The following is a 21,742-nucleotide window of genomic DNA, read 5'->3' as shown; positions in this document are numbered from 1 at the left end:
AGTCCCTCTAGACAAACAAAGTCAACGCTGGCACTCTGTGACAAAGGGTAAAAATAAGGAGCAAGCCAAGTGGAACCAAGACTCCCCTCGTCTAAAAAGAAGCAAGATTTTCCGTTGGATTACATCAAGATGATTAGAGATGTAATTAGCAAAAATTTCAAAAAAACCAAGGGCAAAAAGGTCATTGTAGAAGGCGCCATTTATAACGAGGAGGTTTGTCTTCGTATCGGCTTTATAGACCCAGGCGCTATCAAACAGGTCAACTTTGAAGCCAGTGTAGATTACTCGGTGAAAAAGAAAAACATCATGGAGCAGATCTATCTCGCACTAGATGCATTAGGCTCATTGATTGAGCAATATTTTCATGCTGATGGCGATATTGAAGTTCCAAAATCATGGCATGAGTTTAAGCTCGACGACAAGTTTGTCCACCTTCAAGTATCCAGTATTAATAATGAGTTAGAATCAAAAGCTGCCAAACTTCTCAAACTAAAAGTTGATGATGACAAAGACCCTGAAGATGAAAACTAAACTTGCTAAACTCTCTAGGGCTATGGCATAGCCTTGTTAACCCTATTACGATAGGGCCGGGGTATTAAGTAGTAGGGGGTATTATGAAGTACTTGGTTATACTTGCAGCTCTGGCTGTAAGCTCAGTTTCATCCGCAAATTTAGATCGATCTAGAATTGAACTTACCTGTAATCCTATCAATTCAAATCCAACAGCCATGCGTGCAGAAATTGGCTATGATACAAACCATAAAAATGTGCTCGTAGTAGTGGTAAGTTACGCCATCTATAATGTGACAAGCACTGTGCCTACACACTTTATCAAAAAATCATTTAGATCCCGAAATACGAGAGTGTATATGGGTGATAAATTCACATTGATAGTAGACTTGAGTCGGTACAATACCCAACTCAATGGCTATTTAGGGAATCTAATGTTTGGAAAAAGAGAAACATCACAAATCGTCAATTGCCAATATGCGCGCTAAGAGTAAAATTTAAATTAATTTTAGTAGCCACCATCGTCATCATCACCAGTGGGAACCCCACCACGAACTTCTTCGATGAACCGACTAGCTTCTTCTTCTGACTCGGCATCTTCATTTGAATCTTCAACATCCATTTCATTGATGATGAGAGTAAAATCTTTTTCTGATGCGAGGTCTTTACGCAGAATTTCTAGGTATTTATCAGGATATTTTGCAGTTAATTCTTCGATGTACTTATCAAGCTTATCACCTTGAAGAATCTTAGCTTTGATTTTATTACGCTTCCAAAGTGCTAGATAATGAAAGCGGCAATAACCATCGGTGCTACCTTCGCTATCACAATCATGAACGCGACAATATTGCTTGCCATCGGCATTTGTTAAAATAACTTCTTTTTCATCTTGGGCAAGGGCTTCAAGAACTATGGCTTGAGCTTTTTTATTTTTTGCAGATTTAGCCAAAGGCTCAGGTGCGGCCACAGGCACTGGCGTTTTTACTTCTTTAGTTTTAGCTTTAACTTGAGCTTTTGCTGGAATGACTTTAGCTGAAACTTTTTTAAGAACTTTCTCTTTAGTTTTAGCTAACTTAGGGACCTTCTTAGAAGCTTTTGCTGAAGTTGCTTTTGGCTTTTTGGCCTTCTTAGTTGCTGCTTTTTTATTTGATTTTTTGGCCGCTTTTTTCATTTTAAAGAGGTCCTCCGTATCTGGACCCTAGAGTTAATGGCCAACCTTGTAAAGAGTTTTTTTTACTTGTTCGTCAATACTCTCAACACTTTAGGAATTTAGAGTACACGAAGATTAATATCACCCGCATCTGAATTCATACGAATGGCTCCGCTCTCGCTTCCACTTAGGCGGCCGCGCACAATCTTACCAGCAGATGTGCGTTTATGATCTAGATTCTTTGGTGCTTTGAGATCTCCTTTATTCGTAGATAAACTAACATCAGCCCGACTTGAACGTGGAATAGAAATCAAAAGAGCTCCTGAATTACTATTAAATCGAGCATCAATTTGACCAGTGAGTTTTGCTGTGACAGACCCAGTATCGGTTTGCCCGCGAATAGAACCTCGATGATTAGCAATTGAAATTGCAGCAATACCTGTTTGAATTTCCATGGGTCCTTGGGTGTCTTGGGTAACTACACTAGCTTTTTGTGTAGATATGACAGAATTTCCCAAAATCTTTCGAATTTGTGTTTCGCCAGAAAAAGTACGTAGTTTTAACTTTCCGGTTACTTGCCCAACATTGAGTTGGCTTGCAAAATTCTCAATACTCATAGAACCCTTGATATTCTCAAACCTTGCTATGCCATACATGGTGCGCGCCGTAACATCACCGCTAATATCTTCAAGCGTAAGCTTACCGGTTTGATGAGTGATTACTACACCCGCCTTCCATTTTGTGACTTTCACATCACCTCGTGCCCAATATATTTCAAGGTTCATGTTATCTGGAGCCGACACTTCAAGTTTTACTTGAGGAATATTTTTACCTTGTGCCCATTTAGTCCAATCTGAACGATTGGGTGGCAGTATGGTTCGAATCTCAATTGTGCCGGCATTATTAGTAGCTTTCACCGCGATTTGTCTTAACACTTCGCTAAGATCGCCTGCATTATTAAGCGCATCGTCACCTTCAACATAGCGTGTGGCCTTAACTAAAATTTCAGTACTTTTTCCGGGCAACACAACTACTTGACCTGCAAACCCACTAATAAAAATACGACGAGCCCCACCTTTTTCAACGACCGTAGGTGTATCTGTAACGGTCACAATCTTTGGCTTAGCTTGCGCAATTACTGGACACAGCAATAAAAAAATAATTAGTCGCAGACCCATTTATTCTCCTCTTTCAAGCATTATCATTGCGCGTCTTAAAACTTCTGCTTTTTGATATTGAGAGTTTCTACCTAGTACAATATCAGCTCTTATCACTCGGCCATCAGAATGACCGGGTGAATATTCTGGTTCACGACTAATGACGCGAGGATGCCATCGCCAGGGGAGCCAATCTAGTAAGTTTTGTTTTAATTTCTGATTTTGACAATCAATGTACTTCCGCCCAAGAATCTGGGCCAATTCAGCCCCTAGTTTAAAACTAAGTTGATGACTCTCAATGATTGTGATTGTTCCCAGACTTGGTTCTCGAACATAGCGCTTCACCGAATTCTCCGATCATGATATTCCCCTAGCTTGCAATTCAAATTATATTTGTGCAACCACTTTTGGTACGTTACTGTACACTCGACACAAAAATAGGAGAGAAAAATGTCTAATTCAGTGATTATTGCCAGTGCGGTACGAACACCTATTGGTTCTTTTAACGGACAACTATCTCAATTAACAGCACCGCAATTAGGAAGTTTCGCCATCGACGCAGCGCTCACGCGAGCTGGTATTAAAAAAGATCTCGTTGACGAAGTTCTCATGGGTAACGTTTTAACTGCCGGAGTCGGACAAGCACCGGCAAGACAAGCTGCCCTTTTTGCAAAATTACCTAATTCAGTAACCTGCACTACGATTAATAAAGTATGTGGAAGTGGCCTAAAAGCAGTCATGCTCGCAGCACAAGGAATTCTTTGTGGTGATTCTCAAATTGCCGTTGCAGGCGGACAAGAGAATATGTCTTTAGCTCCACATCTCCTTGAGAAATCGCGACTCGGTTACAAAATGGGCCACGTTCAAATGACCGATAGCATGGTTAAAGATGGACTATGGGATGTCTATAATAATTTTCATATGGGAAATGCCGCTGAACTTTGCGCACGTGAAAAATCAGTAAGTCGAGAAGAACAAGATGCCTTTGCCATTGAAAGTTACAAACGCGCACAACAAGCAACTAAAGATGGCCATTTTAAAAATGAAATCGTTTCTATTATGTCTACTCCCCCAGGTGCAAAAGAAGCTGTGGCAGTCAAAGACGATGAAGAACCCTTTAAGGTAAAATTTGAAAAAATCCCTTCACTTAAACCAGCTTTTGACAAAACAGGTACAATCACTGCGGCAAATGCTAGCTCCATTAACGACGGTGCATCTGCACTTGTTGTCATGTCTGAAGAAAAAGCTAAAACTTTAGGAATAAAACCACTGGTGCGAATTTTGGGCCATGCTTCTGCTGCTCAAGCTCCTGAATGGTTTACCACGGCACCCTCGCGCGCAATGGATAATGTTTTAAAAAAGACGGGCCTCGGTATTAAAGACATCGATCTTTTTGAAATTAATGAAGCTTTTTCTGTAGTAGCCATTTCAGCTATGCGCGATTTTAATTTAGATCCAAAGCGTGTGAATATTTTTGGAGGCGCAGTTGCTCTAGGGCATCCCATCGGAGCCAGTGGTGCTAGAATTTTGACTACCTTGATTCACGCTATGCAATCGCAAAATGCAAAACGTGGAATGGTCAGTATTTGCATCGGCGGAGGAGAAGCTGCCGCAATGATTGTTGAACTTATATAAATTAAATTCGCACAGAGTAAAACCATGTTTTATGGAGAAATCAAATGAAGTCAAAAGTTTTTAAATCAGCTGATGAGGCGATTCATGACCTCCGGGATGGCGTCACAATCATGTGCGGAGGTTTTGGTCTTTGTGGAATTCCTGAAAATCTAATCGCTGCTCTTAAACGCAATGGTTCAAAAAATCTTACCTGTGTATCAAATAATGCAGGGGTTGTTGATTTTGGCTTGGGCTTGGTGATGTCAAATAAGCAAATCAAAAAAATGATCTCAAGTTACGTTGGTGAAAATGCATTATTTGAAAAACAATATCTCGCAGGTGAACTTGAGGTTGAATTTAACCCTCAAGGAACTCTCGCTGAACGTATTCGTGCCGGAGGTGCTGGGATTCCAGCTTTTTATACACCCACCGGCGTAGGTACTCTTGTCGCTCAAGGAAAAGATCATAAAGAATTTGATGGTCGCACTTATGTTTTAGAACGTGCTTTAAAAGCTGACTATGCATTTGTGAAAGCTTGGAAAAGTGATGAATACGGAAATCTGATTTATCGAAAAACAACTCGCAATTTTAATCCGATGATGGCGACCGCTGCGCGCATTACAATTGCAGAAGTTGAAGAAATTGTTGCTGTGGGTGAATTAGATCCAGATCAAATTCATACACCTGGCGTTTATGTCAAACGGATCATCAAGGGTGAAAATTATGAAAGACGCATTGAAAATCGCACAGTGCTAGAGAGGAATTAAAATGCTCACACGTGATCAATTGGTAAAACGAATTGCCCAAGAAATCCAAGACGGATTTACCGTAAATCTAGGGATTGGCATCCCTACTCTTGTTGCCAATCATATTTCAAAAGACCAAGATGTAGTTTTGCAGTCTGAAAATGGAATTTTAGGAATGGGTCCATTTCCTACAGAATCTCAAATTGATGCTGATCTTATCAATGCAGGTAAACAAACAGTTACGACTATACCTGGGGCTAGTTTTTTTTCATCCGCTGATTCTTTTGCCATGATTCGTGGCGGACACGTTGATTTAACTGTCCTTGGGGCTATGCAGGTTGATGAAACTGGATCTCTGGCTAACTGGATGATACCTGGGAAAATGGTCAAAGGCATGGGCGGCGCTATGGATCTCGTTGCCGGTGCAAAACGAGTTATTATTGCAATGCAACATTGCGACAGTAAATCAGGAGAAAAGAAGGTCTTAAAGAAATGCACACTACCTCTAACTGGCATTGGAGTGGTAAACTTAATTGTGACTGATTTAGCGGTAATTGAGGTTACAAAACAAGGGCTAGTACTAAAAGAACATGCTCCTGATGTAACAGTTGCGCAAGTTCAAGAATTAACTGAGGCAAAACTTATTATCGCAAAAGATATTCGCCCAGTAAAAATTTAAAGCGTAAAGGCACCATGGCATCACATCTAAAGCAGCTTAAGCAGGGCGAGATCCTGTTCAAAGAGGGCGATGCTCCTGACAGCATGTATGTTGTCAAAAAAGGCCGTCTCATTGTTTTCAAACCCAAAGGTACATCTGAAATAGAACTTGCTGAAGTAAGAGCAGGTCAAATGATTGGAGAAATGGCTTTCTTTGATCAAAAACCTCGTTCAGCTTCAATCAAGGCAGCAGTTGATTCTGAAGTAATAGAACTCCCCTTCAAGGCACTACAATCGCAATTTGATCAGTTTCCTGAATGGCTCAAAGCGATGACAAAAACAATTAATGATCATTTGCGCGAAGCCAATAAACGAATTAAAAATCTTGAACAAGTTCAAAACACAGGTGCTAAAGCAAACTCACTTACGCCCTATCAGGCCAATAAACTTTGTGCAATTTTGATGTTTGTTTCACATAAATGGGGAACTCCCGTTGAAGGTGGAGGCATTGATGTAAAGCCGGGGCAACTTCGAAAATTTACAATTCAAGTTTTTCAAGAAGCCACAAGCAAAATGCAAGTACTCATGGGAATTTTGCAAGGCATGGGTATGCTCAAACAAGAAGATTTGGGTGAAGGAAAACAAAGAATCACACTTTTACAACCCGAAGCTCTCTACGGATTTGTAGAATGGTTTAATGATTATCTTTTTACCGAAGAATCAAAACGCGTCACTGTTACAAATGACGAACTTCGAATCTTTAGAGCTGTTATTCATTTTGCGAAGAAAAAACAGCCTGACGATAAAGGCCAAACAAAAATCAGTCTTGTCGAAATGCAAAATGAATCAATGAAAGAGTTAAGTTATCTCGTAGGTATTAATGATGTGAATGGACTTGTTCAAAAACAATTGGTTTCAGATAAAATTTCTGAAAAAGACGGTACATATATAAAACTTGATCTTAAAGAATTAGAACGTATTTATCCGTATTGGCAACTTTATTATGCGCTTGGTGTAGATGTAGGTTGAATCCTCTAATTTTTACTTCGATTTCCGTGTGAATATATTAAATCTAACTGCGTCGAACAAGATTCAAATAATATTTCTTTTCTTATCCTGTCACGTATGTTTTTTTCAGCCTCCTTCATATCAATAATGGTTATATTTTCAGAAATTTGGTCTGACGTTGTATCCCATTGTTTATTTATAATCGCGAGTGCTTGAAATAATTTATCCTTTGCCAAATTTTTAGGATCTATTCGCATTGCTGAAAAAAACGCATTAAGTTTTGAATCTGGAAGTTTGGCTTCAATTAAAAACTGACCGATAGCCTCTCCCAATTCGATTGAATAACTTAAATCAAGCCTGGCGTCTTCTGCAATATCTGAAGGGCTTGAGAATGGGTAGCCTTCCCACCCGGCTGAAGGAAGATATGGTCTCCCAAGAATGTGCATAAGATTCATACTATTTCGCCCCTCAACTACCGGGGCAATAGAACTTTCACTATAGAGAAGTTCAAATACTGGTTTTGTAACCGATCCAACTGTGACAATTAAAATCTCACCTCTTTTTATTTCTTTTAATTTAATAGAGAGTTCTGCATTGAGAATATCCACAACCTTAACTTTTTGGGCAAGTGAGGGTGAACTTCGTAGGTATTTTTTAAGATCGATTTTATCTAATGTTGCTAACGAATTAAAAACAGGAATCACAACACCTTTTGTAAAAAGCTCAGGTGAATTATCCATAGCCCATAAGATCCCTCGGGCATAAGTGAACACCTGTTTTTGGTTCATAAAATGCCCATAAGCAGCAGCTAAATCAATATGCCCAATTTCGCGATAAATAGCGTTGAGACCATCAGTTTTTTTTGCCAATCCAGGGGTATGAGACAGTTGTTCTTTAATAAAAGCTAGTGGATCATTTGAATGTGGCAATTCATATGAGTAGCCCATATTAGCTAAATGTTTTAACGACAAACTTGTGAATTTGCCCGATGGCATAATTTTGATTACAGTTGATGGTTTTGACCATTTAAGAGGCTGTAATGTTAAAAGTGTATCCACCCTCAAATCTGTCGGATACCTATGATTATCATCAGCACCTAGAATTGCTAATTCTACTTTGGGAAACAATTCACTTTCTAACATAAATTTTTGCTTCGCGATAAAAACAATATTTTGATCAATAAATTTTTGTATGCTTTCACCATCCGGATTAAATGGTGGAAATAAAAAACCAAGTTGTTCTTTTGTCTTTTCTGCATACACAATTTCTAATTTTCCTTGATAACCCAATTGTCTAAGACGATTTGCTACTATAGCGCCTGCAGCTTGATGGCCATTGCCAGGAGATGCAGAAATACCAATTCGAATTACAGGTAATTTTTTAATATTCCCGAGCAAATCAATGGGTGTGGCATAGCCTAAAAGCGGCACAAGGATGCTTAAAAAATTGACAATCAAGTAGGTTATATTCCCCTTGATTCGAGTACTTAGCTTCATAACTAAAGTATGAGCAACTCACATGCCATGGCCTCGTTGTGACTGAAGCTAATTCCCTAGATATTTCAATTTCACACTGATAAAGAAATTGAATTTTGAATCACTGCGGGTTGAAACCGCTCTTAATTCATAGTCGTTTAAACTGTACTTATAAAATCGAATAAGCCACTTATCCATGGTTTCAGAAATATTTAATGATTCATTGAGATTTGTTTTAGTTGATGTGATGACTAATGATTGCGGGCCTTTTAACGAAAACTCATAGGTTGTTAAACTAGATTTAATTCTATCATTTGTTGCTAGGCTAAAAGCATTTACGAATTTAGAAACAACTACAGAATTTTCATTTTCCGATAGTTTTGTACCACAGATAACCTGCAGTGCACTAAATTCCGTTTCTTTAAAATGAATGCTCCCTAGTTTATTTTCATAATCTTTTCCGACAAGATAAAACTCTAAGGCACCAAAACTATATTTCCCCATAGGCAATTGAGAATAAGGATATTCAGGAGTCCCAGCAATTATGAGTGGAATTGGATTGTACGCTTCTTCACATTGTTTAACTTGGTTTAAATTAATTCCATTTCCTCTAGTCTCAACGCCATTTTTTACACCACTTTTACAGCCCAACATAAAAACCAAACTAAATAAAATTATGGCGATTCGCATAAACCCTCCGTGGTTATGAATATTAGAGAATTTGTCTCAACTCCTGTCAATCACAAGTCATGTTTAACTGTGGCCCTGATTTTGCTAAATTAAGAAATCCTATGAACTTTTGTCATTATCTCAGCGGTGTAAGAGCTTACGCATCCACTCTTCTTATCTCCATGGTAAGTCTTACTGGTTTGACTAATTGTGCACCACAAAATCTGGGAACACCCCTTACGAATTCACATGGTTATTCACATCAACCATCTTTTGCACTCTCGCTTGTTGATGAAGCAAAAAAGATCGAACATGCAGGAACACAAGATGATTTATGCGAAACAAAAAATAAAGAAACTCGAAATTTTTTAACACATGTAATTATGCAAAAATCTGAGGAAATAAGTCTGTTTATGAAAACTTATGTTCCAAAGCACTATACTAAAAAAACATTTGGTCCAACGTCATTACTAGTACCTAACAAATTTCCAGAACATGAAAAATCTAGCTGGCAAGAAGTTCCAGATAGTTGGAAAGATGCTAAAAATAAATATGATCAGATCAAATTAAAACCTATTGATGCTGATTGGATTTCACTAAATTCAATAGTTCGTAGCCTAATACAAGATGACCACGGTCGACTCGTTGATAAATAGAATTATCTACTCACGCCGAAATGGGAAAAACCCATGAGAAATATATTTCGCATTGCCTATGATTGTTATATTCAAAACTGCCGAAATCCTACATGGAACACTAAAGATTTAGCACTTATAAGCCATTACCTCCCCTATCAAGAATTATTAAAAAAACTCACCAAACTTTCTGGTCAAGACTACGATACGGTCTTAGATCAGTTCGCTGAATTGTTAGGCAGCGATATAAAGGAGAGTTTTGGAGTAAAATACAATCAAACTGTAGTACGAACTAAAAAAAATGAGTACACGCTTTATATCAATTCAGGAGATTTTCTCGGATTTGAATCTGAAATCGATATGATTATTACTCGGCACTTCACAACTGATACTCATAAGCTTAATATTATTTGGAATCAAACACCCCCCGTCCAATTTCTTGTCGAAAAAAACTATACATTAAAGTTTTTTAACGAAATTGGAGAAAGAGCTTTTGTTTCTCGAAATGAGCGAATGGTTAGTTTATTTCCTAATACAAGAACAAGTACGATTAGCCATGAAATAGGCCATGTCTTAGGTTTACCAGATCAATATTATCCTGCTTGGGATCAAACTACGTGCGAATACAAATATTATACTGATTTTGCAAACTTCATGTCAGCAAACAGTTCAGGAGTTATGTTACCAAGACATTGGGAACTTCTCGATGAAACCTACCGAGTTCAGAAGAATTAAAAGAATTTATTTTGGGCGACAGCGTAGAGGCATTTCTTTTGGATTTAATTCAGTGGGTGAAAGATCTTTAATAGTATAGACACGAACACTGTTTGTAGTGCCACGTTCCAAGACCGGTAAACCCATCGTAAAAATGATTTTATCACCCTGTTTACAAACACCATAATCCACAAGTGTTTTCTCTAAAGTTTTCATCACAAGATCAGTATCACTATAGGGCGTGATTGGAATACCCTCAATGCCCCATACTAATTCAAGTCTATTGAGAGTTTCCATAATATGTGTCACAGCGATAATTTTTGCTTTAGGTCTAAAACGAGAAATTAATGTGGCGGTTTTTCCTGAGGTCGTAAGACAAACAATAACAGCAGCATTTAACTTCATAGCAGAAAGACAAGCACTCTCAGCTATTGCCTCAGCTACGGTTAAAAATTCATCGCGTAAATTCATTTGATAGTAATGAACGTCAGTTCTTTCTACTTCTCGAATGATTTCATCCATGGTTTGAACACACTTTACTGGATACTTCCCACTCGCTGTTTCAGCTGAAAGCATCACGGCATCTGTTCCATCTAAAACTGCATTGGCAATATCAGTAACTTCGGCTCGAGTAGGTCTTGGATTCTCAATCATAGAATCAAGCATTTGCGTAGCTGTAATAACAGGTTTACCAAGAGCATTACAAAGTTTGATTATTTTTTTTTGCTTTCCCGGCAATAGACTTTGCCCTACCTCAACAGCTAAATCACCTCTGGCCACCATAACTCCATCTGAAAGAGCTACGATATCTTCAAGATTATCAAGGGCTTCAACTTTTTCAATTTTAGCTATAATTTTTGTTCCCTTGGCTTTTCTTTCAATGATCTCTCTAAGCTGTCTAATATCTTTGCCTTGGCGAACAAAACTCAAAGCTACATAGTCCACACCTTGCGATAATCCAAAATCAAGATCTGCATAATCTTTCTCGGTCATCGCCTCAACACTGAGGCGCGCACCTGGTAAGTTCATACCTTTATTGTTTTTTAATTCCCCACCATAAATAACCTGACAATGAACTTCATCGCCTGATATTTTTTCAACTACAAATTCTAGATTTCCATCATCAAGTAAAATGTGTGTATGAGGTTTAACATCTTTAGGAAGTGTATGAAAATCTGTGGCTAAAACTTTTTCATCACCAATATGATTTCCAACTTTAATTATAATTTTTTGGCCGTCAGCAAGTTGGATGCTTCCGTTTTTAACTTTACCAATTCTAATTTTAGGACCTTGAAGATCTTGCAGCAAAGCGATGGGAGCATTTTCGCTTTGAGAAATGCTACGCAGAGTTTTAATAACGTTTTGATGATCAGCGTGAATACCATGACTAAAATTAAGCCGAGCGACGTTAAGCCCTGCTTCAACTAGTTTCATAAGCATCTCAGGAGATTGAGATGCGGGCCCTATGGTTCCTACTATTTTAGTTCGTCGATCAGCAATCAAGATGCGCCCCTTATTAACAAGAAGTATAAGACCCTAAGTGAGTATGTATACTTATGTTTTCTTAGTGGCAAGATCTTGTCGCTCTACGGCCTGTCTTTTTCTGAGCTGTTCAATTTCACGCTCATAGACTTCTTTGACTTGATTGATACGCTGCTTCATCTTAGCTTCAAATGATTCGCGTTCCATTTGTTGATTTTTAACTTGTGAATTGGTTTGTTCACGAAAAAGTTCATTTTGCTGTCTGAATTTCTTCTCAAATTCATTGCGCATTGTATTAAGTTGTTTTTCATACTTACTGGTTGTATCAATTAATTTTTCTTGATGATCGACACTCTCTTTTACCAATTGATTACGAAGTGTGCCGACATCATTGAGGTGTTGTTTTTGCATGTTATTTCTTTGATTAACTAAAGCTTGCTCTGCATCTTTCTTTTTCAAATCTATTTGATCTTCGTAAAAATCAGTCTGCATAACTGTCTTATCAGCATAAATATCTACTAATTTTTTCTTTTGTTTGTCAGTCTGCATTTTATTTACATCTCGATCACGAGTTACATACCCAATTTCTTCGTCGAAATGTTTTTGGTGATTAATTTTTTGTTCTTCAAGTTTTCGACCATATGACGTATTTATAGATTCGATGAATTTGTCATTTCGGCCTTGAACTTCATCAATCTTTTTTGCATAACCTTCATGGGCCTGTGTAGTAGCTTCTCCCCGTCGCTTTTCTAGCTCTACAATACTTTTTTGAAATTCATTAGTAAGATTCTTTTTTTCTGTTTCTTTTTTGCGATTCATTTCAACTTTATCAGTCGTCAGAGCATTTTTTAAATCATGGTTTTCACGTCGAACACTTCTAACTTCTTTTTCAATTCTACTGTCTACGGTTTCACGAAGATTATCTAAATTATCAACGTATGTCGTATTAAGCTTGGTTGATTGCTTGTCTAATTTTTCATGATCGATACCACGTTGTTGTTGATACCCCTCAGACATCTGATCAAGACTTGCCTGATAACGGGCTCTATCGCCAAGAACAGTGTCCTTAAACCTCTCATCAGCTCGCTGCTTTTGAGATTCCAATCGACCTTTAAGATTTTTCTCATTAACTTCTTTTGAGCGCCTAAGATCTCCAAATTCTCTTTCTTTTTCTTTAATATTTTCACCGATCACCGAACGATAAAAATTTCTTTCCTCTTCAAATTTATCTTGATAGCGATTTGCTTGATTTTTTATAGCTTCTTGAGAACCTTCTCGAGATTTCAACTCCATATCACGTGTAGCAGAATCTTTTTTAGAAAGTTCAGATTCCATAAGCTTTGTAAGTCGAGTGTTATCAGATTCATTCTTCCCTTTAGAACGCTCTAACTCACCTAAAAGGGTCGACTTTGTTGTGCGAAGTTGTTCTTCGTCATCTGCCTTTGTTTTCATAAGTCTTTTACGATTGACTTCTTGAACTTCTTGAATTTCTTTTAGATGATTTTGTTCTTTTGAGGTCAGTGCTTCACGTGAGTCCTTGCGGAGTTCTGTGAGTTGTTCGTCAAAGCCCTCTTTTAAACCTTGAATTGTCTCAACATGTTTTCTTTGAAGTTCAGCAATTTCGCGCCTATGCTTTGCGACAAGAGATTGCTCCTTGTCTTCTTTGGCTTCTCGAATATGCTCATTTCTTTGATTTACAGTATCTACTGCCATGCTTTCTCCTCCATGAGAAAGTAGGTAATACTTAAATATCTCTTGTATAGGTTACCATAATCCCTATACCCACTGCAAAAAAGAGAATCATTATCTCTTAAAAATAAAAACGGGTTAGACGAAAGTCTAACCCGTTTTGCTTATACTATTTTTAATTAATTATTTGCCTAGCTGTTCGTCGATCTCTTCTGAGAAAGCTTCAAGGGGCACCGCACCCCTAACAGGATACCCGTTGACGAAAAAAGTAGGTGTGCTATTCACTCCCACTTTTGTTCCGTCTTCCATATCTTTACGAACCTCAGCGACCTTCTTGCCTGATGAAAGACATTCTTCAAAAACTTTTTGATCAAACTTAAGTTGTGTCGCATATTCTTTTAGACTTTTATCATCAAGTTTACTTTGGTTATCAAAAAGTAAATCGTGATATTCCCAGAATTTACCTTGATCTTGAGCACACAAAGAAGCTTCAGACGCTTTCATGGCCAATGGATGAATACTTTCCAGCGGGAAATGTCTGAAAAAAACACGAACTTTATCACCATATTTTTGTTTAATTTCATCTACGCGTTGTCGCCCTCGCGAACAAAATGGACATTGAAAATCACTAAATTCAACGATTGTGACTTTTGCATTTGCTCCACCAAGTGGTGTTCCATTGCCAGTACTGATATCAACTTTTTCAATGGGCTTAGGAATCTTGAATTGAACGTTTGATTTCACGCGCAATTCACCAGCATATTTTTGTCGAGCTTCATACACACGTTGCATTTTAATGATTTGCGGAATGGATTCTTTTTCTTGTTTGGAAAGTCTTTTTTCTTCAATATTTCTTTGCTTTAAAAACTGTTGAATATCGTCTTTTCCAACTTCTTTATCTCGAAGACTATCAAATTGAGAAAATAATTTATCAACTGATGTGCCTTGTTTTTTTGCTTCTTCCTCAAGAATTGTCTGTTGTATGACCTCTTCTGTTGCACGACGCTTTATTTCGTACTCATTACGCTTAAGTTCGGCTAGATCATTCTTAACTTTTCCGAGGATATCCTTCCCCTTTATTTCTTTTCCATTAACGGTAGCAAAAACGACATTTTCTTCGTCATTGCCTCCGCTTGATTTTTTCACACAGCCAGTGAATGCAAAAGATAATACAATGAGGCTGATGATTCCGAATTTCACAATGTCCTCCTAAAAATGTTTGATTAAAATAACCGTATCAGCATACGCGAGGCTAAAGGCATGTCAAAGTGAAAACTCGAAAACTTGTGAGATTGCAGGCAGCTCTTGAATCCTTCGATCAAAGAAACGATCAAGCCAAAGTCTTTCCATCTTTTCAAGTTGAGTTCGCGCAGCACGAGCATTGGAACTATGAGTCATAAATTTACTAAACAGTATGTTAAATTCATGAGCATTTTTGAGTGCTTTACTTACCGAAGCCAATTTTACTACAGGTGATTGTTTTATATCTTCAGTCATATTGTAAAAACCAAGTTCGCTGTTCCAAAATGTTTTGTTAATGAAAAATAGATTATCTACAGCCCTAAAACGAATCAAATCTGAGTTAAAAAGTTGACCAACGCTTAACAGCGCTTCTTCCATGAGAAGTTGATCATCAAGATTTCGGACTCCTACAATTGATGTGTTTTTTTGAAAATTATAACCTTGAGAAAACCCTCCGTCTTGCATCATCAATTTTGAAAGCGAAAAGGCAGTTAGACCTGTAATAAGGCGTTTAATATCAGATCTTGCAGCGACTAAATGAGGTAAAATCTTAGTGCGAAATTCTTTATTTTGAGATTTTTCAGAATCAGAAGTGACCTGATAAAATTCTGCCAAGGCAATGAGTGATTGAGCAATTGCAGAGGTTTTCACAAGCGTAATTTTTTTTGTATTATCTAAATCCACAAGAACAGCTGCTATTTCATTTGACTGAATATTATTCGCGGTTAATCGATTTAATTCAGCAACACTTAATAATTTATCATCAGACGTTAAGATTCTTGCCATTTGATGCTTAATGTTTTGCAAAATGACATTCGACAAACCAATGGTCATTGCAAAAAGGCTATCTTTATCAAAGACATCAAATGCTAACTCTTCACCCGATTCATCACGAAGTTTTAGTTTCCCCAATTGTTTATCAAAAGTAGTTTTTTCCCATGGTTTTAAATACTTCAAAACATGATTGTATCCGCTAAGCAACTCCATTTGACTGCCAACACTAGCGTAGGAATTCGTGTTTATATCTTTGATCAATTCACTTCGTTCATTTATAGAAAAAAATTCTGGAGTCGCAAATACTCCATCTTGCGGATTGTATGAACTGATATCAAAACCATTTGTCGAATATTGGTTTGAAAAAAGTATCGTAAGCGCTGGTGCTTTTTCACCGTTTAAATGTTTATAGCCCATCAATGAAGCAAGCTTACAAATCATTTGAAAAGCAATTGGCAATGCATTGTCTTTTTCTTGTAAGCTATCTAGCTCCAAAGTCGTAGCAGCCAATGATACGCCTAGTACTTTTGCGCCACTTTGAGAAGTACTTCGCAGATATTCAAATTTTCCAGATTTATAAGAAAATTGTAATCCGCTTTTTTCAAGTAAAGGTAAGTCCTTGCCATCTTTAAAAAACCACAATGGGGCATTTTTATTAACTTGTTCTAAGTAAATCTGCTCAGCCGTACGGCTATCTGGCTTTACCATATCTACGATTTTCTTTCGAAGATGTAACTTGAGCTCTCGACCAACAGGCAATAGCGCGTTGACGACTCTAAGTTGAGCGGTTTTAACTAAGCTTTCTCCAAAGTAAGCCTTAAGACGTGAGATTCCTAATGCGGGATCAGGCTCAACAGCACCAGCGACAAATAATTTAATTTCATTTAATGCATTTTGTCGACTCTCATAGACAAATGGATGCCAAAACTTACTAAGTTTTGGATTTTTAACTAATTCAAGATCTTCAGGTGATTGGTCAGTGAGGCTTTTTCTAATTGCATATGGATACAAAAGTCTCATTTCAAGACCCATCCAACTCGCGATTAACGCATTAAGTTCTACTTCTGGGGCGCTGTCAACTTTGAGTTCTGAATTAAAACGACGTGCAAAAGTTTTAATATGTGATTGAGTTATTAATTTAATAAGCCATTGAGTTTTGATTTGCTCTAGATCTTCCCAGCGCTCTTTATCCACACCCTGTTTATTTTCAAGCATCAATGTCGCTTGTTGAATTGGTGTCATGAATTTATAGTCATCTCTCCTTGTCAAAATATTATATTCTGAATTTGACATTAATTGATTATTAGTGATGAGCGCAAGGAGTTCAGAGTCATTATACGATTCAAATAAATTCTTTAGTTGTTGCGTGAATCGTAGACGTCTATATTTATTCTGCCACAGATCAACAACCACAATGAGAGCATCATTCTCATTTTGAATACTTTCTGTTTTTTCAGCTAAATCAATTCCAAAACTAAGATCTAACAGCAATGCATTTTTCATCTCAGCATCTAATGATTGCAGTAATTCTAAATTAGTAAGTAATCCGCGCATAAATTCTTTAACAGGATAGTAATTCTTCTGAAGATCGTTTTTGTCTTTATCCTTGTCATATACGGAATTATCTCTTAGGTACAACAAGCCCTTCATATCTGGAAGTTCCCGCACTAGTTTTGTAATTTTATTTATTCCAAATTCAGTTTGTGAAGTTTTTTGTATTTCAAGATGTTTAAGAAAATCATCAATTCCGTTGATTATAGAAGTAACAATTAGCGCAGGTGATGATTGAGCAGTTAACCCTGCCTGATTGACCTGCGTTTTTTCGGCTGCATTAATCGCAACTTCTTTTACTTTAATCACAGCAACTTTATAATCATCTAAGGCTTTTTGTGCATAGGGGTATGCAAGCTCTACATAGGGATTTCCTGGCGGATTCGTACTTGCAGACATTTTTGTTGTTGAACCATTCCATGAATAAAAAGAATTAAAAATACGACTCCCCATTGCCAATAGTCGTTCATTTTCAATTAAATGACCCGTCTCTAGTAATTGCTTGGAAAGTCCTAACCATTGACTACTTGGAAGATATATTTCTGAAGTGATTTTTTCTTGTCGTAATGGACGATAACTTTCCAAAAATTTAACTGGTGTATCTGAAAGTCTAGAGCCGAACACTCGCTCTACTTGAGGACGCGTTGGCGGCTCTGAGCGTTTTGAACAACTCAACGAAGCAAGGATTAAAAATAAAACAAACCCCACCTGTTTCATCAAAAAAACATCCTTAAATAAAGTTGATTAGTTATTTGTGAAGGATAGTTTATCGCATAAAAAGTATTCCCATAGACATAACCCAATATAAATGGAACATCATACGCTTTTTGTTGATACCAATTTACTGTATTAAACTCTACTACACCTTTGAGCTGATGAGTTTGGGCTGTGCTGTCATCGCTCAGGGCTCCATAGTTCCAGCCATTTTCGCCAGCATACCAGTCAGGATCTTTTTGTGTATAATCGTAATAAGCACCAACTTCGAATTGAGGAGAAATCGTATAACGAGTTCCCCCTTCAAGAAAAATCGAATTCCCCGTCTTTCTTTTTACATTCTCTTTTCGTTCAGGCCCCGGGAGTAAATCATCAGTACTGGCAGGTACTCTCAAATTAACACGGTCTTCAATGTTAGCATGATACCCAACCGAAGATGCCAAAGTTAGCCTTGGTAATATTTTAAACTCATGAATCGAATACGCACCCACGGCTGGTTGTCCGCCAGTTGCTAAGTCAACCAAATCATCTGGGTCATCTTTTTGACCTGTAGGAACTTGCACGTAGGGCCTTACAGATAGGCGAAGATTTTTTTTCTTATAATATAAATAATTAGCAGAAGCTTGAACATCACCGATGGCTGTGTAATTGACGTTTCGAACAGATTTGTAGCCTTTTTTAATAAGTGTGGCTTGAAAGAGTGTTGGAATTTCTGCCACACTGTTTTTTGCTTTTAATAAACCATTCTTTAAATCTTCGTTGAGATCACCGGTGTGATCAATAATATCTTGGATATTACTTTTACCACTCATAACTACCTGAACAGTATTTTGATAATGCACAATAGGAATACCCACCCCTACTGAAACATTTTTTGATAAACCATAGGTCAACATGGGCGTAAAATAATCAATTACTGGGTTTGATTTAAAATCAAGAGTACCAAAATAAACTTTATTCCCTAAATCATGAGAAAAAGAATTCAAGGCGTTTATAAGTATTTGCACTTCATCATTCATGCGCGCTAAACGCTGACTTGTAAGATCAATGTGATAACGGGCACTGACACCCTCAAGAAGTCCTGATGAATTATAACGATCACTTAGGCCAGAATAACTTCCATAAATAAATTTAGGACTCCACACATTTTTTGGGAGTAAGTTTGTGCTTTCTAAATCAGCCCCTACCGACTGACTCCAAAGGCTTAAAATGATTACGAAAATTATTTTTCTGATACCCATAATTCGAGGGAAAAAAGAGCACAGCGCATGCCAACGAGCAGTGCCTATATTTGATTTGGAGCTCAGAAAATGGGCCCTATACGTGTTTAAGCACAAAGCCTTAATTATTCGATATTATTATATAATTCCTCATACTTTGGACTCAAATTGATGGGGGCACAAGAGAGCATTAGGAATTATTTCAATCAGGATCTGTTATTTTTTCATTAAAAGGGTTTGCCCAGGAGAATATCAGAAATCGAAAAGTCCTTTAATCTTACAACTCGTGGGTCTGTAATATTGTAAACACTTATAATATGAGCTGCAATGAGGGACTTGTAGTTTTCACGAGTTACTTGGGGAGGAAACTTTGAATAGCGAGCTTTATAATATCGCGCTTGTGTTGCCTCTAATAATTCAAACTCTGTTTGAAAAGCATATCTTTCAGTTAGAAAATCAAACAATTCTCCACTAATTTCAACTACTCCATCACTTGCTTTACGAATTAAATCTGGAGGGAGTTTTTTTAATAACACCGTTAACTGCCGCTCTAACGAATAATTAAAACGCACATGTGAAAGTTCGTGAACCAGAGTGCTAAAATCATTATTTTCACTCGTAATCACTCGGTTTTGAACAAAAACCGAGTATCCAGGCTGTACGCTTGAAAAGTCAGCCTGTTCTGTAAATTTTTGATTTAAAGTATTGCCCACATTCATTCTTCTAAAAGCTAAATTTGTAGTTGTATAAGCTCCATCAATATCTAATTCTTCTGGAATTTTTAATTCTTTTCGAAGTTCAGCAGTGAGTTGTCTTACCTGAGTATTTTTGCGAATGAGTGCTACTTCTAATATGCGCTTAATGTTCATTGGAATTAACGGATCGTCAATCATTCTCAAAACCATTTCGCGTAATTCAGGCAATTCAGTTAATTTTTGTGAAATCACCTCTTTTTGTGCCGCAAGAATTTGTACACAGGTTGCACCTTTTGCTTGTGTAAACGAATAGCTTACAAACGCAAGTGTGACAAAAAAAGTTAATCGAATGAACACTTTATGAACACTAAACACGTGTCAAATACTCCAAAATGAATACCAATGTCTTCTATGATTTTAATTTCAAGTTGCATGCCACAAATTCTTAAGGAACTTCTTCATTTTGGTCAGGTAAGCCAATTGTTTTTGCTCTGTAATAACGCCTTAAACGAGCATTGTCTTGTTCACTAGCAATTTGGCGTTTAGTTTCAATTTTTTGAATTTCAGCATATGTCTTTAAATCATCAAGCACTTTATCTTGCGTTTCAAGAGCAATGGTTTCTACTGCGTCTTTCCAAACAATTCGATAATTATCGTATTTAAATTGCAATTCATCTGAAGTATAGTGGCTTAAATGTTTGACTAAATTCATGACCGTTTCAAATTCAGATGCTTGAAGTTCACCATGGGCACGTCTACCAACAGATAATAACCCACCAATCCAAGAAGTATAACCTGAACGAATTTTTTGCTGCCATGTAGAAGATCGATCTTTTACAATTAAAGAACCAGCCACAACCCAAATCGTGGTTTTAGAGCGATTTGTAGAAAGTAAAAACTCTCCGCCATCTGTTTCAATTTCACCATGGGGAGTTTTAAGTGTAAGAAAATGAGGTGTTTTGAAATAGCCAATCCCTTGAAAAAATTCAAAAGCCGGTTCACTTGCCAATGATACAAATGACTTTTCAGCAAGGCCTATACTCACTGAATTTGCCATGAGCTTTACATGACCTTTTGTGAATGTTTGTATATCTAATGGTTCAATAAACTTAGCTGGCAAAGTTTGAACAACCTGAAGCTGACCATTTTTTTCTATATCCACGGCACCCGTAATAATTCGCACAGAAACGTCAGCACGAACTTTAATATCAACAACAAATGATATCATCACAATAAACACACGAAAAAACACAACCATATGTTTTCTCACTGAGTTCATAAATTAAGTTCCTTGATATATTTGCGAGCAAGATTTGCTGAATTTGATTTATCATAATTATCAATTACAACTTGATACATCTCAACTGCTTCTTCAAGTCGCTCTTGTTTTTCAAATATTTTACCTAATCGCAAAAGTCCATAGCCCGCAAATTCAGTCTCAGGAAAATGCGTTAATACATAGTCGATCATCTTCACAGCGTTTTCTTGTTGATCAAGATAGAAGTAACTTTCCGCTAGAAGATGACCTGCCTCAGGCAAAGCTGGATGATCTGAATACTTTGAAATAAAATCATCTAATATTTCTGACGCTCTTAAAAAATCCCCTGCGCTAAATATCTTTCTAGCTTTTAGAAATAAGGGTGTTCCGGGTTGTGGTAGAGGAATTTTTTTATATTGGGGATCCGAAACAACACTTGCAATTGAACGTGTGACATCTGTCCACTTGGTATGGTTGTTGATTTTCAAACCCGCAACGACCATGGCATCTTTATATTCACTAAAGCTCATTTGAAGTTTTGCAAAATGACGGTAACTACGATTGAGACGTTTTTCTAAACTTGCAACGCGATGTTTTTCAAACTCAACGCCATTATAATACGTTGAGAAATAGCCATACACTCCGGCCCACATCACCAGCAGAGATAAAACCCAAATAACCATGACCCTGGTGGCCATTGAAGAGTCTCCTTTGTTACTGTCTAACTCTTCGGCATGGAGGGATCTAAGGTTTAGGGATCAGTGGCTTTTTTTAACTGCGGA

General features: G+C 37.4%; 21 protein-coding genes. 8 read left to right on the top strand and 13 right to left on the bottom strand.

Annotation, left to right across the window (positions count from 1 at the left end; genetic code table 11):
• The first annotated feature begins 69 nt into the window (after positions 1-69).
• Entirely contained in the window at positions 70-531 is a 462-nt protein-coding gene (locus SGI74_12430) for a hypothetical protein (protein ID MDZ4678303.1), read from the top strand.
• An 83-nt stretch (positions 532-614) separates the two neighbouring features.
• Positions 615-998, top strand: coding sequence for a hypothetical protein (locus tag SGI74_12425; GenBank protein ID MDZ4678302.1), 384 nt, complete (start codon positions 615-617; stop codon positions 996-998).
• A gap of 20 nt (positions 999-1,018) precedes the next feature.
• Here the strand turns inward: SGI74_12425 and SGI74_12420 are convergent, their stop codons facing one another.
• The 3 genes from SGI74_12420 to SGI74_12410 all read right to left on the bottom strand — a co-directional run bounded on the left by SGI74_12420 (position 1,019) and on the right by SGI74_12410 (position 3,162).
• Complete coding sequence (locus SGI74_12420) at positions 1,019-1,681, bottom strand: hypothetical protein (GenBank protein MDZ4678301.1); 663 nt, start codon at positions 1,679-1,681, stop codon at positions 1,019-1,021.
• A 98-nt stretch (positions 1,682-1,779) separates the two neighbouring features.
• The gene (locus tag SGI74_12415) at positions 1,780-2,838 is read right to left on the bottom strand and encodes a DUF4097 family beta strand repeat-containing protein (protein MDZ4678300.1); all 1,059 of its coding nucleotides are present in this window, start codon (positions 2,836-2,838) and stop codon (positions 1,780-1,782) included.
• Positions 2,839-3,162, bottom strand: coding sequence for a hypothetical protein (locus SGI74_12410; protein ID MDZ4678299.1), 324 nt, complete (start codon positions 3,160-3,162; stop codon positions 2,839-2,841).
• A 105-nt stretch (positions 3,163-3,267) separates the two neighbouring features.
• On the opposite strand from SGI74_12410, the gene SGI74_12405 reads away from it, so the two are divergent.
• Genes SGI74_12405 through SGI74_12390 form a run of 4 tightly spaced genes read left to right on the top strand, consistent with a single transcriptional unit; the run spans position 3,268 to position 6,863 of the window.
• Positions 3,268-4,452: a thiolase family protein gene (locus SGI74_12405; protein ID MDZ4678298.1), complete on the top strand. Its 1,185-nt coding sequence runs from the start codon at positions 3,268-3,270 to the stop codon at positions 4,450-4,452.
• A 44-nt stretch (positions 4,453-4,496) separates the two neighbouring features.
• Positions 4,497-5,198 carry a CoA transferase subunit A gene (locus SGI74_12400; protein MDZ4678297.1) on the top strand — a complete coding sequence of 234 codons (702 nt, stop codon included), beginning with the start codon at positions 4,497-4,499 and terminating at the stop codon, positions 5,196-5,198.
• A 1-nt stretch (position 5,199) separates the two neighbouring features.
• The gene (locus SGI74_12395) at positions 5,200-5,856 is read left to right on the top strand and encodes a CoA transferase subunit B (GenBank protein ID MDZ4678296.1); all 657 of its coding nucleotides are present in this window, start codon (positions 5,200-5,202) and stop codon (positions 5,854-5,856) included.
• A gap of 14 nt (positions 5,857-5,870) precedes the next feature.
• Positions 5,871-6,863 (top strand): Crp/Fnr family transcriptional regulator, encoded by a 993-nt coding sequence (locus SGI74_12390; protein ID MDZ4678295.1) that lies wholly within the window; start codon positions 5,871-5,873, stop codon positions 6,861-6,863.
• 5 nt (positions 6,864-6,868) lie between these two features.
• Here the strand turns inward: SGI74_12390 and SGI74_12385 are convergent, their stop codons facing one another.
• The gene (locus SGI74_12385; GenBank protein MDZ4678294.1) at positions 6,869-8,272 is read right to left on the bottom strand and encodes a hypothetical protein; all 1,404 of its coding nucleotides are present in this window, start codon (positions 8,270-8,272) and stop codon (positions 6,869-6,871) included.
• Positions 8,273-8,386: 114 nt separating this feature from the next.
• Positions 8,387-9,007, bottom strand: a complete 621-nt coding sequence (locus SGI74_12380) for a hypothetical protein (protein MDZ4678293.1) — start codon at positions 9,005-9,007, stop codon at positions 8,387-8,389.
• A gap of 59 nt (positions 9,008-9,066) precedes the next feature.
• On the opposite strand from SGI74_12380, the gene SGI74_12375 reads away from it, so the two are divergent.
• Positions 9,067-9,642, top strand: a complete 576-nt coding sequence (locus SGI74_12375; GenBank protein MDZ4678292.1) for a hypothetical protein — start codon at positions 9,067-9,069, stop codon at positions 9,640-9,642.
• A 33-nt stretch (positions 9,643-9,675) separates the two neighbouring features.
• A complete protein-coding gene (locus SGI74_12370) occupies positions 9,676-10,356 on the top strand; it encodes a hypothetical protein (protein ID MDZ4678291.1) in 681 nt (226 codons plus the stop codon).
• 6 nt (positions 10,357-10,362) lie between these two features.
• Here the strand turns inward: SGI74_12370 and pyk are convergent, their stop codons facing one another.
• The 8 genes from pyk to SGI74_12330 form a co-directional block, all read right to left on the bottom strand.
• Positions 10,363-11,838: a pyruvate kinase gene (gene pyk, locus SGI74_12365; GenBank protein MDZ4678290.1), complete on the bottom strand. Its 1,476-nt coding sequence runs from the start codon at positions 11,836-11,838 to the stop codon at positions 10,363-10,365.
• 51 nt (positions 11,839-11,889) lie between these two features.
• Positions 11,890-13,530 (bottom strand): hypothetical protein, encoded by a 1,641-nt coding sequence (locus SGI74_12360; protein ID MDZ4678289.1) that lies wholly within the window; start codon positions 13,528-13,530, stop codon positions 11,890-11,892.
• Between the two features lie 159 nt (positions 13,531-13,689).
• Entirely contained in the window at positions 13,690-14,706 is a 1,017-nt protein-coding gene (locus SGI74_12355) for a thioredoxin domain-containing protein (protein ID MDZ4678288.1), read from the bottom strand.
• 63 nt (positions 14,707-14,769) lie between these two features.
• On the bottom strand, positions 14,770-17,790 hold the full coding sequence (locus SGI74_12350; protein ID MDZ4678287.1) for a hypothetical protein: 3,021 nt from the start codon (positions 17,788-17,790) through the stop codon (positions 14,770-14,772).
• Complete coding sequence (locus SGI74_12345) at positions 17,790-19,028, bottom strand: hypothetical protein (GenBank protein MDZ4678286.1); 1,239 nt, start codon at positions 19,026-19,028, stop codon at positions 17,790-17,792. Before SGI74_12345 ends, SGI74_12350 begins: the two co-directional genes overlap by 1 nt.
• Before the next feature lie 206 nt (positions 19,029-19,234).
• The gene (locus tag SGI74_12340) at positions 19,235-20,077 is read right to left on the bottom strand and encodes a hypothetical protein (GenBank protein ID MDZ4678285.1); all 843 of its coding nucleotides are present in this window, start codon (positions 20,075-20,077) and stop codon (positions 19,235-19,237) included.
• Between the two features lie 70 nt (positions 20,078-20,147).
• Positions 20,148-20,981 carry a hypothetical protein gene (locus SGI74_12335; GenBank protein ID MDZ4678284.1) on the bottom strand — a complete coding sequence of 278 codons (834 nt, stop codon included), beginning with the start codon at positions 20,979-20,981 and terminating at the stop codon, positions 20,148-20,150.
• Entirely contained in the window at positions 20,978-21,658 is a 681-nt protein-coding gene (locus SGI74_12330) for a tetratricopeptide repeat protein (GenBank protein MDZ4678283.1), read from the bottom strand. The genes SGI74_12335 and SGI74_12330 overlap by 4 nt, the downstream gene beginning before the upstream one ends.
• Positions 21,659-21,742 lie beyond the last annotated feature (84 nt).

The sequence above is a fragment of the Oligoflexia bacterium genome (assembly GCA_034439615.1).
Classification (GTDB): Bacteria; Bdellovibrionota; Bdellovibrionia; order JABDDW01; family JABDDW01; genus JAWXAT01.
The sequence above is the reverse complement of the archived record's forward strand: the minus strand, read 5'-3'. Positions and strand labels throughout refer to the sequence as shown.

Bases quoted from the DNA above. Each gene is read 5' to 3' on its own strand.
- SGI74_12375 (MDZ4678292.1), top strand. From the start codon at position 9,067: ATGTTTAACTGTGGCCCTGATTTTGCTAAATTAAGAAATCCTATGAAC.
- SGI74_12405 (MDZ4678298.1), top strand. From the start codon at position 3,268: ATGTCTAATTCAGTGATTATTGCCAGTGCGGTACGAACACCTATTGGT.
- SGI74_12360 (MDZ4678289.1), bottom strand. From the start codon at position 13,530: ATGGCAGTAGATACTGTAAATCAAAGAAATGAGCATATTCGAGAAGCC.
- SGI74_12350 (MDZ4678287.1), bottom strand. From the start codon at position 17,790: ATGAAACAGGTGGGGTTTGTTTTATTTTTAATCCTTGCTTCGTTGAGT.
- SGI74_12335 (MDZ4678284.1), bottom strand. From the start codon at position 20,981: ATGAACTCAGTGAGAAAACATATGGTTGTGTTTTTTCGTGTGTTTATT.
- SGI74_12425 (MDZ4678302.1), top strand. From the start codon at position 615: ATGAAGTACTTGGTTATACTTGCAGCTCTGGCTGTAAGCTCAGTTTCA.
- SGI74_12390 (MDZ4678295.1), top strand. From the start codon at position 5,871: ATGGCATCACATCTAAAGCAGCTTAAGCAGGGCGAGATCCTGTTCAAA.
- SGI74_12415 (MDZ4678300.1), bottom strand. From the start codon at position 2,838: ATGGGTCTGCGACTAATTATTTTTTTATTGCTGTGTCCAGTAATTGCG.
- SGI74_12400 (MDZ4678297.1), top strand. From the start codon at position 4,497: ATGAAGTCAAAAGTTTTTAAATCAGCTGATGAGGCGATTCATGACCTC.
- SGI74_12370 (MDZ4678291.1), top strand. From the start codon at position 9,676: ATGAGAAATATATTTCGCATTGCCTATGATTGTTATATTCAAAACTGC.
- SGI74_12345 (MDZ4678286.1), bottom strand. From the start codon at position 19,028: ATGGGTATCAGAAAAATAATTTTCGTAATCATTTTAAGCCTTTGGAGT.
- SGI74_12330 (MDZ4678283.1), bottom strand. From the start codon at position 21,658: ATGGCCACCAGGGTCATGGTTATTTGGGTTTTATCTCTGCTGGTGATG.
- SGI74_12395 (MDZ4678296.1), top strand. From the start codon at position 5,200: ATGCTCACACGTGATCAATTGGTAAAACGAATTGCCCAAGAAATCCAA.
- SGI74_12380 (MDZ4678293.1), bottom strand. From the start codon at position 9,007: ATGCGAATCGCCATAATTTTATTTAGTTTGGTTTTTATGTTGGGCTGT.
- SGI74_12420 (MDZ4678301.1), bottom strand. From the start codon at position 1,681: ATGAAAAAAGCGGCCAAAAAATCAAATAAAAAAGCAGCAACTAAGAAG.